This is a genomic window from Hyphomonas sp. KY3 (assembly GCF_017309975.1).
In the GTDB taxonomy this organism is placed as follows: Bacteria; Pseudomonadota; Alphaproteobacteria; order Caulobacterales; family Hyphomonadaceae; genus Hyphomonas.
On sequence record NZ_CP022271.1, the window covers coordinates 2,289,564 to 2,305,555 of the forward strand.

Below are 15,992 nucleotides of genomic sequence, written 5' to 3' on the forward strand. Positions count from 1 at the left end.
CGTGGGTATAGTCACCCCCTTTCCTCGGCATTTACCCTGACAAGGATGTTGAACTGCCCATACTCTGAGATGCGGCCGGATCGTCGGGCAGATCCAGCTTCAGCAGGCTGTTCACAATCCTCATCGTTCTGAAGCAACAGAACAGTTTTTTCCATCGATTGGAGCCAACCAGCAGTATTGGTCAACTCGGGTCTGGTTCCTTTGACAAGTCCGTCGCAAACGGGATGATCTTCTGCATTGCAATGAGTTAGCAAAAAGGTGATTTCATCCCTTCGCGAAGGTACGCCTTAGAGACCCCCTCCTTGAACCCAGTTCTCATCTCAATACCGCTGCGGCAAATGTGTGATACACATCAACAATATTGTGTCAGAGTCTCAGCTTGTGCAGAAGTCTTCTGTACTCCATCTGCAAACAAACAGGGAGTGAGATGAAACATCATGACATCAAAGCAAATGAAGGTCAGCGATCTGCACCCTCAAGTGCAAAAGCAAGTTGCGAGGATGCCGACCATATCTCTTCGAAGTCCGTTGTCGCGGATGCTGATGAAATCGGTCATGGCAATCGCCTTCCGGTCGCATGACGACGCCAATGTTCGTAGGCACACCGTAAAGCTCGAACATGTCAGCGTTCGCGTTTACGAACCGGTCAGCGAACACGCCGGCGCTGGAATGCTGTTCATTCACGGCGGTGGATATGTAATGGGCCAGGCAAGAATGAACGATCCTGATTGCAATCGGATTGTCAGCGAACTCGGCATGTCTGTGGTGTCAGTAGACTATCGACTGGCGCCTAAGCATCCGTATCCGGCGCCGCTCGACGATTGCTACAAAGCCTGGTTGTGGTTTCTGGACAATGCTGAACTCTTGGGAGTCGATCCTTCCAGAATTGTCGTCGCGGGTCAGAGCGCGGGGGGTGGTCTGGCAGCCGCACTCTGCCAGAGGATTCTGGATGAAGGAGGCTCGCAGCCGGCCGTGCAGCTTCTTTACTATCCGATGATCGACGACCGAACGGCAACACGGGAAGACCTCACACCAGTCCGGCATATCGCCTGGAACAATGAGAACAATTTTTTCGGCTGGTCTGCCTATCTGGGACATCCGCCGGATGACGGATCGGAGATTCCGCGTTGGGCTGTGCCGTCACGTCGGCCCGACTTGTCGAATTTGCCGCCAGCCTGGATCGGGGTTGGCGACAAGGATCTCTTCTACGGTGAAAACCTCGACTATGCGGAACGGCTCTCGAAAGACGGCGTAGAGAGCGAACTGGAAATTGTTGAAGATGTTCCCCACGGGTTTGACGCCCTGGCGCCCGAAGCAGACATCTCACGTGATTTCCGCGAGGCATCATTCGATTTCCTGCGTCGACGGCTTGGCATTGATAGCTGAAAAAAGGTCCCGGCTCCGCTAACCGGCGCCGAGACATTGGCAGTCCATCTGAGAGAAAACCTAGAACTTGGCAGAAAGCGAAACGCCGGCGGTCCGGGGCGCCGAGTGAATGCCGATGAACCCACCGCTCGACGCCAAATAGCTCCCATTGTTCAGGATGATTTCGTCGGTGGCATTGTTCACAAAAGCACGAAGCTGGTAATTGCCAGACGTATCTGTAAACGTCGCTGACAGGTTTATGTTCGTGTATTCAGACTGCCTCAACTCCGGATAGTCAATGAAGGCCAGCTTGTAATCAGCTGAGTGAAAGACATCTCCGCGCAGGCGCACGCTACCTAGAAAGCCGGAATTTATTGGAATATTCCACTCCGCCCCGAAATTCGCAGTGAACTCGGGTGCCCGGATTAGTTCTTCCCCGTTGAGGTCGACAGCGGGCGTCCCTGGCAATGCCTGGTCGGTCGTGATCAGGTCCGTATATTCCGTGTCCAGAAGCGAGACGCCCATATTGAAGGCAATATTATCCGTTGCGGCATATATGAGTTCGCCTTCCAGCCCGATCAGCTCCGCATCCCCATTCTCAACCAAGGTCGTCGCAGGCGGAATGGTGATGGTCGCTTGCAGATTCGTATAGTCATAGGAGAAAAGCGCGGCGTTCGCGGTCAGGGCACCATTCATCCATTGTGACTTGATGCCAAGTTCGTACGCATCCAGTTCTTCGCTGTCGAACAATTGCGGCAAGCTTAGCTGGTGTCCGCCTGATTTGATGCCCTTTTGCCAGTTCGCATAGACATTCACATTATTACTGACATCGAATTGCATGCCGAGCTTCGGCAAGACGTCTTCAGAGTCGATGTTTCCAGCCGGAGACGGCGCACCAAAAAACGTAAACTCTTTTTCCTCTGCGTTGAAGCGCAATCCGGCATTGATGCGCAGCCGTTCCGTCAATGCATAGGTCACATCGGCGAATGCCGCATAGGATTCCGTATCTTCAACCAAATCCCCCGCAATAACCTCGAGACGCGGCACCGTGGGGACGCCAAACAGAACTCCCGGAAACTCCACAGGCAGGCCAAGTTCAAACTCTTCGCTGAAATAGTAGGCCCCGATCAACCAATCCAGCGCACCCGTCTGGCCATACAAATTGAATTCCTGGCTAAACGATTGGGACGGCCTAGACGATCCCGTAAGATCGGCGAAGAAGAAGTTGGTCCCGTCCGCATCAAATGAATTGTCGATCTCATGATCGACATAGCCGGTAATGGAGCGGAAGGAGACTGTTTCCGAAACATCCCAGTTCACCCGCGCAATCGCAATGGTCGTCTCGGCATTTCCGGAATGATCGCCGTCCGCGTACACTTGGTTAGGCGTTGTTGTGAAGTTCGCGTTGGTCATGAACAACGCCGCAGTTCCAGCAACAACAAATGGTTCGGAAACAACCGACTGCCAACCAAAATTTCCAGTGTCCTCTTCATGCTGAACAGAAAGGTCGATCGTGACGTTGTCTGATGGCTCAATCTTTAGAGCCCCGCGCGCATGCCACAGATCCTGATCACCAAGATCCTGACCGGTATTCAGCACCTTCACATAGCCATCCTGCTTTTGCACGCCGCCGCTCAACCGGAAGGACAATCCCTCCGAGATGGGACCGGACACGACGGCATCGACACCACGGCCGTTACGCTCCTCAAACGTGGCAACAATTTTCCCTTCGAACGTGTCGCTCGGTCCGCGCGAAACATAGTTCACCGCGCCGCCCGTCGCATTGCGCCCGTAGAGCGTGCCTTGCGGTCCCCGCAAAACTTCCACGCGCTCGAGGTCCACCTGGCGCAGCAGCGCCATTGTGGCGCGCGGGAGGAAAACGCCATCGACATAGGTTGCAACGGAGGGTTCAGCCACGCCCGAATCGACCGTCGTGCCAATACCGCGCACTGTCACGAATGTGTTTCTCCCGAATTTTCCGAATGTCAAATTCGGTATCTGCAGGGCGAGGTTTTCGACATCATCGACACCGCGCGTCTCTAGATCATCTCCACCGACCTGCGAGATTGAGGCGGCGACATCCTGGATGCTCGCCTCTCGTTTGGTCGCCGTGACTATCACAGTCGCCTGACGAGATTCCGCTTCGACACCTTCACCCATTTGCGCGACCGCAGGTGTGGTCAACGGCATTAGAGCAACGCATGCCGCCAGCCCGCCCCACCTTGCCGCTGCGGTCGTTCTTCTTGCGGTACCGGCTTCGCCAGACGCAGTTGTGGTGTCTTGATTGTTGGTCATCCTCGTTCCTCCCATGCGGACTAATTGTATTATGCGTTCCGCTTTTTGATACAAAGATTACGTTTTGTGTCTTGTGTCAACTCAGGGGTGACAATTGTATATTATTGTGTCATTCAATCCGTCATGAACAGAAGGAGAGGCGGGTTCAAAACCTCTTCCGTGCTTGCAAATCGAGGTTTGCAACAAACAACCACAGAGAAGGGATGGAACGACAAATGACGGATTTTGATCTAATCATTTCAGGAGGATTTCTTGTCGATGGCACAGGCAGTCCCGGTGGCTATGCAGATATCGGAATCATTAATGATCAGATCTCTGAAATTGGCGATCTGCGGGGCCGCAGCTCAAAGCAGACCATTGACGCCACCGGAAAAACCGTCGCGCCCGGTTTCATAACGCAGCACACCCACTACGATGCAGCCTTGTTCTGGGATCCGTACTGTCTGGATGCCGGTCGCAATGGTGTCACGACCGTCGTGAATGCAAATTGCGGTTTTGGAATTGCTCCGGTTCGAGAAAAAGACCGCGAGCGGATCATGGGCATGCTGGAAACTACGGAGCAAATCCCTGTGTCCCACCAGAAAGCAGCACTGCCGTGGGACTGGGAGTCCTTTCCCGAATACATGGAACGCATCCGCGGTTTGCGGAAAGGGCTGAACGTCCTGACGTTTCTCCCGCTCAATCCCCTGCTCGTCTATGTGATGGGTGTAGATGCCGCCAAAACGCGAGGACCGAATACAGAAGAACTGGCCGAAATACATCGCCTGATCAATGAAGCAATGAACGCCGGGGCCATAGGTATTTCGATGTCGGTTATGGGTGCCGAAGGCAATTCACATGTCGATACGGACGGCACCCCCATGCCGACCGACCTCATGGACCATGACGATATTCTGAATATTTGTCGTGCAGTCATAACGCGCGGCGAAGGCGTCATCCAGATGTTGCCCCAGATCATGTATTTCGGCGATCGTTCCATCACACAACGTGTAGCCGAATTGGCCCGCGGGACGCGCGTGCGGGTCATACATAACGTATTCCTGACACATGATCTGGTGCCCCAAGTGGTCGACGAAGACCTTCAATGGCTAGACTCCATGCGCGAAGCGGGATTCGACGTAACAGCTGGTGCCCTGATCAATCGCGGTTGGGTAGAGGCCGGCATCCGAGAACTCGATACCGCCGCAGGCCAACTTCCCGCAGTCCGCAAAATCGTCGGCTGCAGTTCCGATGCCGAAATTCTTGCATTGATAAAAGACCCCGCTTTTGTTCGGGAGTTTGAGACGCAATACGCGGAAATGGGTGCTGCAAGCGGCGCGGCGGGCCTGGAAGGCCAAACCGTCATAGCGGTCGGCGAACATCCCGCGCTTCAGAAATTCCTCGGAAAAACTCTGGCGCAGGTCGGCTTAGAAATTGGCGTGAGTGCTGTCGCCGCCTTGCTGGACCTTGGCGTCAAGTCGGATCTGGACCTGCAAATGAAGTCGCCGCCGATCGCGTCAATCACGCCGGATCAAGCGGTACGCCTCATGGCGAATCCAGCCGTGGTCCCCGGTGGTTCAGACGGTGGAGCCCACACAAAGGCGTTTGGCATGGGGCATTACGCAACCGACCTGTTGATCTGGTTGGTACGAGAGGAAAAACTCAAGACACTGGAAGAAATGCACTTCCAGCTCAGCTTGAAACATGCGCGTTCGGTCGGCATTCGTGATCGCGGCGCCCTACTCCCCGGGTTCAAGGCGGATATCCTGATCTACAATCTCGACCAGCTTTACTTCGACATGAGCAAGTATGAGATTGTCCACGACATGCCCGAAGGCGACTGGCGCCGCCAAGCTCGCGCGGGCGGCTACGACTGTGTTATCGTGAATGGTGTGGTCACTCACCAAACGGACCGCCCCACCGGAGCAACCCCCGGTGCATTCGTTCGTGTGACGTCGAAATCCGCCCCATCACCACTCATGGCCGCTGAATGACGTCAACTTCAGGGGGCTGCCATGTGTGCTCGAATAGACTGTGAAGTATGGACTAAATGCGGTCCGGCAAGATACTTACCCATTCAAGCAAAGGCCTGTGAAATCCTGTATGACTGACACTACCGCTCCCGGCCCCGAAACGACACATTCCGGCGTGTCCAGAAAAGCGGTGGTTGACGCTGCCCTGAAGTGTTTCAGGCAGTTGGGACCTCACAAGACGTCAATGAGTGACATTGCTCGCGAGGCCGGCATATCTCGGAAAACGCTTTATCGCATGTTCGAGGACCGGCCCGCGCTGGTGAATCAGGTTCTGTTCCAATTGCTGCGAGGCATGGGATCAAAGTCTGCCGGTGCGGTCGCCAAATATTCGGACGTCAAAGAAGCCCTGATCGAAGGCTCGATCGAAAACATACGCATCGCGCAGGAAGAAGAACTGTTCCAAGCGATCATACTGAACGAAACGAGCACTCAAATGGAGCACTTTCTCGTTCAGGGCAACGATGCCGTCCGGGCCGAGATTGTGAAGATCTGGGCCCCGGTTTTCGAGCGCGGGCGGGCAGAAGGCACGCTTCGCAACGATCTGTCCGATGAACGCCTTGCGGAGATCATCCAGAACGTCCATTCGCTGGTCCTGATGCGCAAGGATGAGACCGAATCCGCTCAACGGGCGTTTCTGGAAGACCTGCTGTGGGCTGCACTTACAAATCAGTCTGGCAGTTGATGTTAGGATAGGCCGTTACGCCGGACCGAGTGCCGGTTGCCGGGCATGGCTCCACTGCCTGGGAGACTGACCGTAAAGACGCTTGAACTCCCGGCTGAACTGCGACGAGCTTTGATAGCCCACGTCCCAGGCGGCCTCGGACACAGTCTTGCCCTCAGCGATCTTCATAGCGGCATTATTCAGGCGCATTGACTTAACGAACTGGATGGGGGTCATCGTCGTCGCCTCCTTGAATCGCCGGTGGAACACCGCGCGGCTCATGCCAACATGGTTGGCCATGTCGTCAATGGTGACCTGTTCGCTCAGATGGCTGGACAGGTAGTCGATGGTGCGCGCGATTTCGTTGCCAACACCGAAGGCGCGCCGCGCGGCGGACCCTGCCTCCCCCTTCAACAGGGCATAATACAGCTCGCGCAGACGCCCCGGGCCCAGCACCGCCGCGTCCACCGGATTATCGAGCAGCTCCAGCAGCCGCAGCAGGGCCTCAGTAAATCCGACATCCCATTTCGCCAGCGCCAGCGCTGGCTGCGACAGGCCGTCGTGTCTGAAACCGGCGCCGGCGGTGGTCTCCATCTCAATGGCAAGATCCCGCATCATGCGTGGCTCCAGCGCGATCATCACTCCCAGCAGCGGGTTGTCGTCCGATGCCTGCGGGGCCCCCGCTTCAACAGGCAGGGTCATAGGGCACAGCAGGTATTCTTCGCTGCCATACGCGTGATGTTCGCCGTCTAGGATGGCCTCTTTCACACCGCTGAGAATTGCCACAACGGTGGGCTCATAGACGGCGGGCGCGCAGGGAACGGGTTCGGTCACGCGGAAAAGCTGCACGCCCTTCAGCGCGGTGTCGACCACCCCCGCCTCGGGAAGGCGCTGGTCGATCAGGTGTCTGATCTGGTCTTTGCTCATGATGCTAAACTGGCAAGGAAGATGCTGCTTTACAATACGGACGAGACAATCAGGCATGTATTAGCGACGATTACGTCTGTTTCCTGCACTTTCCGAGAGCCATCTACCTTCTAGGAAAAAATCAGACATCCGAACAGACGGCCAGTAGCGCTGGCAGGAGAAAACATTGGCAGACACGACATTCGGACCCAAGGGCTGGACGCCCGAACGCCTCGGCGACCTGAGCGGCAAGACATACCTCATCACCGGGGCGAATTCGGGCGCGGGCTTTCAGGCGGCACGAACGCTTCTGAAGATAGGCGCGAAGGTGGTAATGCTGAACCGCTCGACCGAGAAATCGAAAGCGGCCATCGGAGAACTGAAACAGGAAATCGGCGAAGCGGCCGATGTCAGCTTTGTTCGATTGGATCTGGCGGTTCTGGATAGTGTTCGCGATGCGGCTGCCGAGGTGTTGACGACCGTGCCGCGCATTGACGCGCTGATCAACAACGCCGCCATCGCCCAAGTGCCCACCCGCAAGCTGACAGTGGATGGGTTCGAGAGCCAACTTGGCACCAACCATTTCGGTCACTTCCTGCTGAACGGCCTTCTGTTCGAGCGGATCGCGGAAAGCAAAGGCCGGATCGTTATCGTGGCCAGCCTTGGCTACAATATGGGTCTGAGAACCATCAACTTTGACGACATGAACTGGGAAGAAGGATACGGCGCGAACACAGCTTATTCACAAAGCAAACTGGCGCAGATGATGTTCGGCTATGAGCTGCAAGACAGGCTGGCCGCTGCGGGGCGCAACGATGTCGAGGTTTTCGTCTGCCACCCTGGTTCGTCTGCCACCTCGTTGATCTCTACCAGCGGCAGCCGCACCATGCGGTTTATCTGGTGGTTGATGACCAAGACACCGATGGTCCAAACCGCTGAGCAAGGGTCTTACCCGGAAGTCATGTGCGCCACCGAAAAGGCCCTGACCGAACAGCGCGCCCTCTACGGCCCCACCGGCACCCGCGAATTCGTAGGACCGGTCGGCAAGGGAACCCTGAACGCCCATGCCTATGACAAGGCGGTGATGGCGCGGCTTTGGGACGTGTCCGAAAAGGCCGTCGGATTCGAATGGTCACTTTAATTCCCTGAAGGTCCCCGGCCCCGCGCGGGTCGAGTCAACCTGACGGACTGTTGCCATCTGCTTGGACGCGCGCAGGAAATACGCCATCGCAACGGGTCCTTGCATGTCCCGCCAAGGTGGGCGCTGTCAGACGGCTTCGAACCAGTCTCCGCTTTTCGCGGATGTACAGGTCTCAGGCGGCGATCAACGCGCGCCATTCGAGAAGAGCAGCGTCACGTAGCAATTTGAATCCGGCCCTACTCTCGATATTCCTTTGATGATTGAAGTGATTGTGCACCAACGAACCGATTGAAGCTTTTTCCCAAAGCCTTCGGATACGCTGAAACGAGACATTTCGTATATGCCGTAGGTTCAACCCGACAAGTACACTTCGCCTTACACAAACAAGAGTTTGCCACCCGCAATCACCGACGAGAACCGCTAGATTCTTCCTATCGACAACCAACCGAAAGGAAGACCAATGCTGTTCCCAGAACTTGAAGAAACACCTTCAAACCACCGGATGTCCCGGTTTCTCGAACTCTCTTTCGAGTACCGGACATCCACACCCGCCGAGCTTGCCGAAAAGCTTGGATACAAGAGAGACACAACCGTCGTTCAATGGATGCGCGGCTCTGCCAAGGTCCCGCTCCGACATCTTTCAACAATCGCCAACTTCTTCAGTCACGACGTTGCCCATGTGCTTTCCGCCTGGCTCGCTCAGGAATGCCCGGATGACCACCAGATCGTGTCGGTTGCAGACCGGGTGATTACCATTTGGGAGTGGCAACTGGTCTACTTGGCACGTGACATACACAACTACTACGACGAGTAGCTTCAGAAAGCTCTGAGAGAGAGTCACCAGAGCGCGTTTGACAACTTCAGAAAGCCAACCAGTACTGAAGGGTGAAACGCGCTCTACGGACTCCTGAGAGCGCAGTCCATGCGAATGGAAGAAGTCTCAGGGATCACCAACCTCCTCCGCTCGGGTGCGACCAATATCTTCCGCTCAAACCGTCGAGAAATACCCGTACCGTGAACCCGATTGAATGGCGGCGAACTTGTGCGTTGGAAGGTAGATCATGATGTCAGGCGTAAATAGACAACGACCACTTCCCCTGACAATTGCCTCCAGCTCTCCTAACGCGCAGCCGCCAATTTGAGATACCTCTCCCGATTGGCGCTCGACTTCTGCCGCGCCTCCTCGATGGCCTGTCGTTCCGACGCGTCCAGAAGCGCTTCCAGCAGGCGCTCGAAATGGCCCTGCATTGCTTCACGAGCGGCTTGTGGATCTCTGGCTTCCAGAGCATCGAGGATATTCGAATGCTCATTCACGCGATGTGACGTGTCATCGAGACACACGGCTGAATAGACTTTCCGGACTGCGTCAATTTCATTGCGCATACGCCAGAGGTTTTGCAGGAAGAACACGTTGGCCGCATTGCCCGTGGCCTTCGCAATTTGAAGATGGAAGTCGCGATCAGCTTCGTCGCCGTCAGGAGTATCGTGCGTCGATGACGCCATCTTTTCTATCGTTTCCCGCAGTCCTTCAATTTGCGCGTCGGTGATCTGCGTGGCAGCGAGAGCGGCGCACTCGGATTCAAAGATCAGGCGGGTCTGAGTTAGCTCGAAAGGTGTAACACGCGGCAGTATAAGTCCGCTCGATTCGTCGGCATCGCGTACATAGACGCCGGACCCGACCCTGATGTCGAGTCGCCCAATGGCCTCCAAAGAGATTTCGGCCTCTCGCACCACGACGCGGCTCACGCCAAATCTCTCTGCCAGTTCGCGCTCTCCAGGCAACCGCGTGCCCGGCGGATAAGATCCGGACTCGATCATATCCAGAATAGCTCTGGCAACGGTGTGGTAAAGGCGCTTCTCTGACATCAAATGGTTCCTTCAAGCAGCATGTCAGGTCTAAGGGTAGACAACAAAATCCCGATTGCGACGACATTATACGTAATTTTAAAAGGTTTACAAATTGGTTGGACCAATTTGTAAAAAAATTCGCGCGAATCTCCGAATATGCCTCTAAACCGCTAAATCCAGTGATCATGCACGAAAACGCCCCACACACGTGGGGCGTTTCCTGTCGTGAATCGGCTCACTACTGTCTTCTAGAAGCTGTAGCTGGCGCCGAATGAAATCCTCCGATCAGTCAATCCCTGGAAACACAAGAGCGCCCCTTCGTTGACGCAGGATTGCTGAACCTCAGATTCGGTGAGGTTCACGCCTTCAATTCCCACACTCAGGCTCTCGGTCACATCATAATTGATGCTCGCATTGAGCTGTCCCCGAGCCTCCTGAACAACGGGGAATCCCCAAGGGAAGCTGGACGTACTGCCGAAATCTGTTGATCGGTACGCGTCACGCCACGTGTAGCGGGCACGGGCAGAAAGGCCATATTTCTCGTAGTAGAGTGTGGCGTTATACGCATTCTCCGACAGATCAATCAGTGGCTGCTGGAACGTCACAGGTGTTGTCGCACCCAGGGCGGCAAACACCTGATTGGCGCGACTCGTCGCAGTGTTCACCGTTTCACCGCCAGAAAATTTCTGATTGGTATAGTTTGCAAGTACACCGAAGCCAGACGCCCAGCCGAGTCGATCCTCAAACTCAGAAAGATCATACTGGAACGCAAACTCGAAACCTTCCTGTGTAGTCTCACCGGGATCGTTGACCGTCGTCGAAACTGGCACACAGATACCGACTGGCGTGCCGCTGGCCGCAAACACGTTCGGATCGGCAATTGGGTTGAAAATACCCCCCGCCTCGCACGGATCGGTCAGATCACGGAAACCTGTGACCGGATCTTCGAATGGGTCTTCCTGCTGAGTAACGAACAGGTCGGTACGCTTCTTGTTGAAATAGCCGATGCTTACCACAGCGGAGGGCGCGAAATACCACTCAGCTGCGATGTCGAAGGAGTCTACCTGCTCGGGCGCCAAGCCAGGATTGCCGATCTGAACCGGCGGGTTCGGACTGGTGCTGAACGTCCGCGACGTTGACAGGTCATCAAAGTTCGGGCGCCTGATGTCCCTGCTCAAGCCAAAACGCAGAATCACATCTTCGGTCGGGTTGGCCACAAGGTTGAAACGCGGCAGCAAGAAATCATAGCTGCCTTCCGTCGAGACCCGCATCGCGGTGCCATTGAGTATAGAATTCCCGACTGAAGTAATGTCCGTTTCCAGATAACGCAGGCCTGCATTACCGCGGAACATACCGTATTCGAAGTTGGCTTGCGCATAAAGGGCATGGGTTTCTTCCTCGATGTCGAAAAAGGCGCTTTGACTCGAGGTGGGCGAGTCAATTGATCTTGATCCACCATGTGCAGAGATGGCCGCATTTAGGGCAGCAAGCACACCATCGGGATTGGACGCGGCGAGTTCTGGATTGATCAGCAGAAAATCTGAAACGTACAGCGCCCGGCCATCGGCTGCATTGAAGTTGTCCGGACCGGCAACAAGGAGATCCGCAAAAAGATCCCCCCGCGGACTATCAGCCATTGAACGCAATCCGACGTTTGAACGAATTTGGTCGCGGGTGCTGGAGGTTTTGTTGTAACGATACCCCGCATCAATAGATGTGATGAATTCGCTTACGGAGCTGTCTGTCAGATCATAGGTGAAGTCGGCACGAAACGCGTCTTCACTGTTGTCGGACCTGTCCTCGCCGATATTGACATCACGCAAAACAACGTTAGCCGGATCAAGCAACTGTGCGGTTGTCGGACCAAATGCGGCATCCTGCGCAACGGCAAAGGTCAGCGCCCCCCCACTCAGATCGTAGACGAATGGGACGGCGTTGTCGTTTCCGCCACCAGCATCCAGCGGAGCGTTGGGATTGATGAAATTGAGCGTGGTATTGAAGCTCGGCGTCGTGGAATCCGATGTCGACGTTGAGAACTCGACACGGCCCGAAAGATTGCCGCGCTGCCAGTCGGCCCCCAACCGGTAGATTCTGCTATCTGTCAGGCGGGAGTTTGTATCGGATGAAAAACGAAGGTTCGGATCGTCATCATCATCAGCCAAGTCGACCGGTATGACACCTCTGAGCGCCGCCTCAATGCTACCGAGGAATTGCGCGCCGTCTTCGCCGCTCAACGTGCCAAAATTCACTGTTTCGAAGGCAGACGGAATGGAGATGTTATTTAGGCTGCTGACCCCCGAGGCCTGCACCCTGGAGCTTTCTTGCCGGCGCTCCTGATCGTTCAGAACAGCATCAAAGTACAGCTTCACGCCATCATTCGGCGCCCACTCTACCGTACCGGCTATATTGGTCGTCTCGTACTCAAAGTTGTCGTAGTCTTGATTCAGGAACTGTATTGGCAGAAAATCAAAAGACTGCGCACTGTCGGCACCACTATCTGACGCAATCAGGTTATCGCGGTCTGCACGAGGACGAAACGCGGTAACGTCCTGCTCAGCGTAGCTGACGCTGATGACGGTCCCGATCTCACCCATGTCCGTTGACCATTTATTGCCATAGGTCCCAGCGAGCCTGGGAGTGATACCATCGGTTGTGAGGCTGCTGTCCTCGCCCTGAATTCGTATCGTCGTCAAACGCTCAGTAAGGTCAAGCGGACGAATTGTTCTGAGATTGATTGTCCCGCCCACAGAACCTTCAATCGTCTTTGCCTCAGGAGCTTTGGTTACCTCAACAGCCGCGATCATGGCAGCAGAAACATCTTCAAAACTAATGCCACCCCGACCAGAACCAGACCCCACGGTGGACACACCGTTTATCTCGGTGCGGTTTGCATTTGTACCGCGGATCTGAACCCCGGTGCCCACACCAGCTTCGCGAGTAATCTGAACACCCGTGATATTCTCCAGAACTTCAGCAAGGTTTTGGTCCGGCAGCTTACCAATGTCTTCTGCTTGGATGACTTCAATCAGATTATCGGCAGCACGCTTTTCACTAAGTGCGCTTGCGAGCGATGAGCGGATTCCCGTCACCACAACCGTATCCTGGCGCGCTTCACCTTCAGCGGCCGGTGTTGACACGGTGACCGGTTCTTTCTGCGCCCATGCTGCGGCACCCAACGGCAGCGCGACACCGGCAAGCAGTGCCGCCCGCCAAACCCGCTGCCTCCTCAGACTGACAGACTCATCCTGTTTAAACGTGCGCATATTGAATTCCTCCCATTTATATTTTTGAGGCCTCGTCTCGACGCAAGGCACTTCGAAGACTACCAACACCCTCCGCCGATGGCATGTCAACCACTTTGGTATGCATATTTGTCTATATTGGTATGACCTCTAATCAGTTTTCCAAGCTAGTATTGTAAATTTGCGACACCCTCCCGAAGCGGCGGGGATCGAAAAGAACATTTTCAACAGCGCAAGAATTAATTGGTTGACAAATTGGTCCGACAATTTAGCACTGCAGAAAAGCCGGATTACACGGCCTCGGGAGAAAAGCATGCGTTTAGGGCTCATCAATGCGACGGTAATTTGTTTTGCTTTGGGCGCTTGTCAGGCTGTCCCCGCACTGCCTGAAGTTTCTGAAGCCACACCCCAACGCCCTCATAGCCATCGTGTCATCCCCGTCTCCAATCAGGAAGACTATTTCAATGCAGCGACCAATGCCCAGCCAGGAGACCAGATCGTTCTCCAGAACGGTGTTTGGCGCGACTTTGATATGCTTCTCGACGCTGAAGGGACAATCGAAACTCCCATTACCGTATCGGCTGAAACACCTGGCAAGGTTATCTTGTCCGGACAGTCGAGCCTGAGACTGGCCGGCAAACACCTTGTCATATCCGGTCTTGTTTTTCGGGAAGGTTATACGCCGCGCACTGAAGTTATCAGCTTCCGGCGAGACAATGACAATCTCGCCTATAATTCACGTGTCACCGAAACAGTTATCGAAAACTACTCCAACCCAACCAGGGCGCAGCGTGACATCTGGGTTGCGATGTATGGCCAGAACAATATGTTCGATCACAATCACTTGTCGGGCAAGCTCAATTCCGGTCCTACAATGGCAGTCCGCCTCAATACGGAAGACAGCCAGAACAACAACCATGTCATTCGAAACAACTATTTCGGGCCTCGCCCAGTGTTCGGGTCAAATGGGGGCGAGACGCTTCGTATTGGAACCAGTCATTATTCGCTCACGCACTCGGGCACACTCGTGGAGAACAACTACTTCGACCGCTGCAGCGGCGAGGTCGAAATCATTTCGAACAAATCAGGCGGTAATACGTACCGTGGGAACACGTTCTTCCGGTCGCGTGGTACACTCACCTTGCGCCACGGCAATGATACCTTGGTTGAGAACAACCTCTTTGATGGAGATGGCGCTCCTTATACGGGAGGTGTCCGCGTTATCAATGCGCGCCAGACCGTGTGGAACAACTATTTCAAGGATCTGACCGGAGAGAGATTTTCTGGTGCGCTGGTCGTAATGAATGGGGTACCGAACTCGCCGATCAACCGCTATCATCAGGTTGATGGCGCAATTATAGAGAATAATATTTTCGATACTGTCCGCCGCATTGAGCTGGCCGAAGGATCCGACGCTGAACGCACCGCCGTACCTGTCAATTCCATTTTCCGAAGCAACATTGTGATTGGAGAAGGTAGCGACGCGCCATTTCGAATACAGGACGACCTAAGCGGAATTACTTTTGAGGACAATGTGACGACGGCTGCTCCGCCGTCGGAAATAGCCTACGGGTTCGAAGTGTTGCCAGCCGTCACAGCCAAAACACGACTACCCGTCGGGCATTCCCTTGGTGTCCAACGCACTGAGACCGGTGCTGACTGGTATCCCAAGCCATCTGTGTCATCGCCGTTCGACGGAGGGGAGCGGATCGAGGTCGTCGCAGGTCCCGATGCGTTGGGAACAGCCCTCGCCCACGCCAAGGCGGGCGACACACTGGTACTAACATCGGGTCAGTACCGCGAATCCAAGCTGGTCAACTTGCAGGTCCCGGTCACGGTGGAAGCCGTAGACCCAGATAATCCACCAGTCATCACATTTGAGCGGCCAAATTTCGTACAGCTTTCGGGTAAGGGAAGCCTTCGGATGCAAGGCGTGAGTGTTTCGGGCGCAGCCTCCCCCGATGCCAGCGGTAACAGCTTCATTTTTACCACTTCGATGGGTGGCAGCGGAAACCACACGGTCGAGTTGGCAGACATGTCATTTACCGGATTCGACGTGAATAAGGGATTCTCGGTCGTATCTGCAGCCAAGGGTACGTTTTACGACCGGATCAAGATTTCCGGATCCGACTTCAGCGATATTTCTGGCACCGTCATCAAACTGGATACCGAAACGGATGACTACGGAATATACAATGCCGAATATGTCATCATAGAGGACAGCTCGTTCGAGCGTATCGGCGGACCTGTTGCCGCCGTTTATCGTGGCGGTCGGGATGAAAGCACGTTTGGCCCTCACGTCTGGGTCAGCGACTCGAAGTTCGACGATGTTGGCCTGCGAGGTGGCCCTCTCATGGAGCTACACGGCGTTCAGAATCTCAAAATCAGTGGAAACCAAATTGCCAACGCGAAACCGGCGCAACTGACCATTACCACCGGCAATCCGGAAGTGGCATTGTCCGGCAATACGCTCGTCGATCAAAGCGCCGCGGCTGTGTTGACCACTGTGGACCTGAGGTAAAG

10 protein-coding genes are annotated in these 15,992 nt (G+C 55.0%); 6 read left to right on the plus strand and 4 right to left on the minus strand.

Translation table 11 applies throughout. The features are described 5' to 3' along the window. Positions 1-554: 554 nt before the first annotated feature. On the plus strand, positions 555-1,385 hold the full coding sequence (locus CFA77_RS11185; RefSeq protein ID WP_206990763.1) for an alpha/beta hydrolase: 831 nt from the start codon (positions 555-557) through the stop codon (positions 1,383-1,385). Positions 1,386-1,445: 60 nt separating this feature from the next. On the opposite strand, the gene CFA77_RS11190 is transcribed toward CFA77_RS11185, so the two are convergent. After that, positions 1,446-3,659, minus strand: coding sequence for a TonB-dependent receptor (locus tag CFA77_RS11190; RefSeq protein ID WP_206990764.1), 2,214 nt, complete (start codon positions 3,657-3,659; stop codon positions 1,446-1,448). Between the two features lie 215 nt (positions 3,660-3,874). Between CFA77_RS11190 and CFA77_RS11195 the strand changes: the two genes are divergently transcribed. Together CFA77_RS11195 and CFA77_RS11200 are read left to right on the plus strand one after the other, a co-directional pair. Then, positions 3,875-5,632: an amidohydrolase family protein gene (locus CFA77_RS11195; protein WP_206990765.1), complete on the plus strand. Its 1,758-nt coding sequence runs from the start codon at positions 3,875-3,877 to the stop codon at positions 5,630-5,632. Between the two features lie 109 nt (positions 5,633-5,741). Next, the gene (locus CFA77_RS11200; RefSeq protein WP_206990766.1) at positions 5,742-6,353 is read left to right on the plus strand and encodes a TetR/AcrR family transcriptional regulator; all 612 of its coding nucleotides are present in this window, start codon (positions 5,742-5,744) and stop codon (positions 6,351-6,353) included. 15 nt (positions 6,354-6,368) lie between these two features. Here the strand turns inward: CFA77_RS11200 and CFA77_RS11205 are convergent, their stop codons facing one another. Next, positions 6,369-7,259, minus strand: coding sequence for an AraC family transcriptional regulator (locus tag CFA77_RS11205; protein WP_206990767.1), 891 nt, complete (start codon positions 7,257-7,259; stop codon positions 6,369-6,371). A gap of 166 nt (positions 7,260-7,425) precedes the next feature. On the opposite strand from CFA77_RS11205, the gene CFA77_RS11210 reads away from it, so the two are divergent. Both CFA77_RS11210 and CFA77_RS11215 read left to right on the plus strand, forming a co-directional pair. After that, positions 7,426-8,379: an SDR family oxidoreductase gene (locus tag CFA77_RS11210; protein ID WP_206990768.1), complete on the plus strand. Its 954-nt coding sequence runs from the start codon at positions 7,426-7,428 to the stop codon at positions 8,377-8,379. Positions 8,380-8,881: 502 nt separating this feature from the next. Next, a complete protein-coding gene (locus CFA77_RS11215; RefSeq protein ID WP_206990769.1) occupies positions 8,882-9,193 on the plus strand; it encodes a helix-turn-helix transcriptional regulator in 312 nt (103 codons plus the stop codon). 305 nt (positions 9,194-9,498) lie between these two features. On the opposite strand, the gene CFA77_RS11220 is transcribed toward CFA77_RS11215, so the two are convergent. Together CFA77_RS11220 and CFA77_RS11225 are read right to left on the minus strand one after the other, a co-directional pair. Then, positions 9,499-10,245, minus strand: coding sequence for a FadR/GntR family transcriptional regulator (locus tag CFA77_RS11220; protein ID WP_206990770.1), 747 nt, complete (start codon positions 10,243-10,245; stop codon positions 9,499-9,501). Between the two features lie 230 nt (positions 10,246-10,475). Further along, complete coding sequence (locus CFA77_RS11225) at positions 10,476-13,490, minus strand: TonB-dependent receptor (protein WP_206990771.1); 3,015 nt, start codon at positions 13,488-13,490, stop codon at positions 10,476-10,478. A 292-nt stretch (positions 13,491-13,782) separates the two neighbouring features. On the opposite strand from CFA77_RS11225, the gene CFA77_RS11230 reads away from it, so the two are divergent. Next, positions 13,783-15,990, plus strand: coding sequence for a polysaccharide lyase 6 family protein (locus CFA77_RS11230; RefSeq protein ID WP_206990772.1), 2,208 nt, complete (start codon positions 13,783-13,785; stop codon positions 15,988-15,990). Positions 15,991-15,992: the final 2 nt, after the last annotated feature.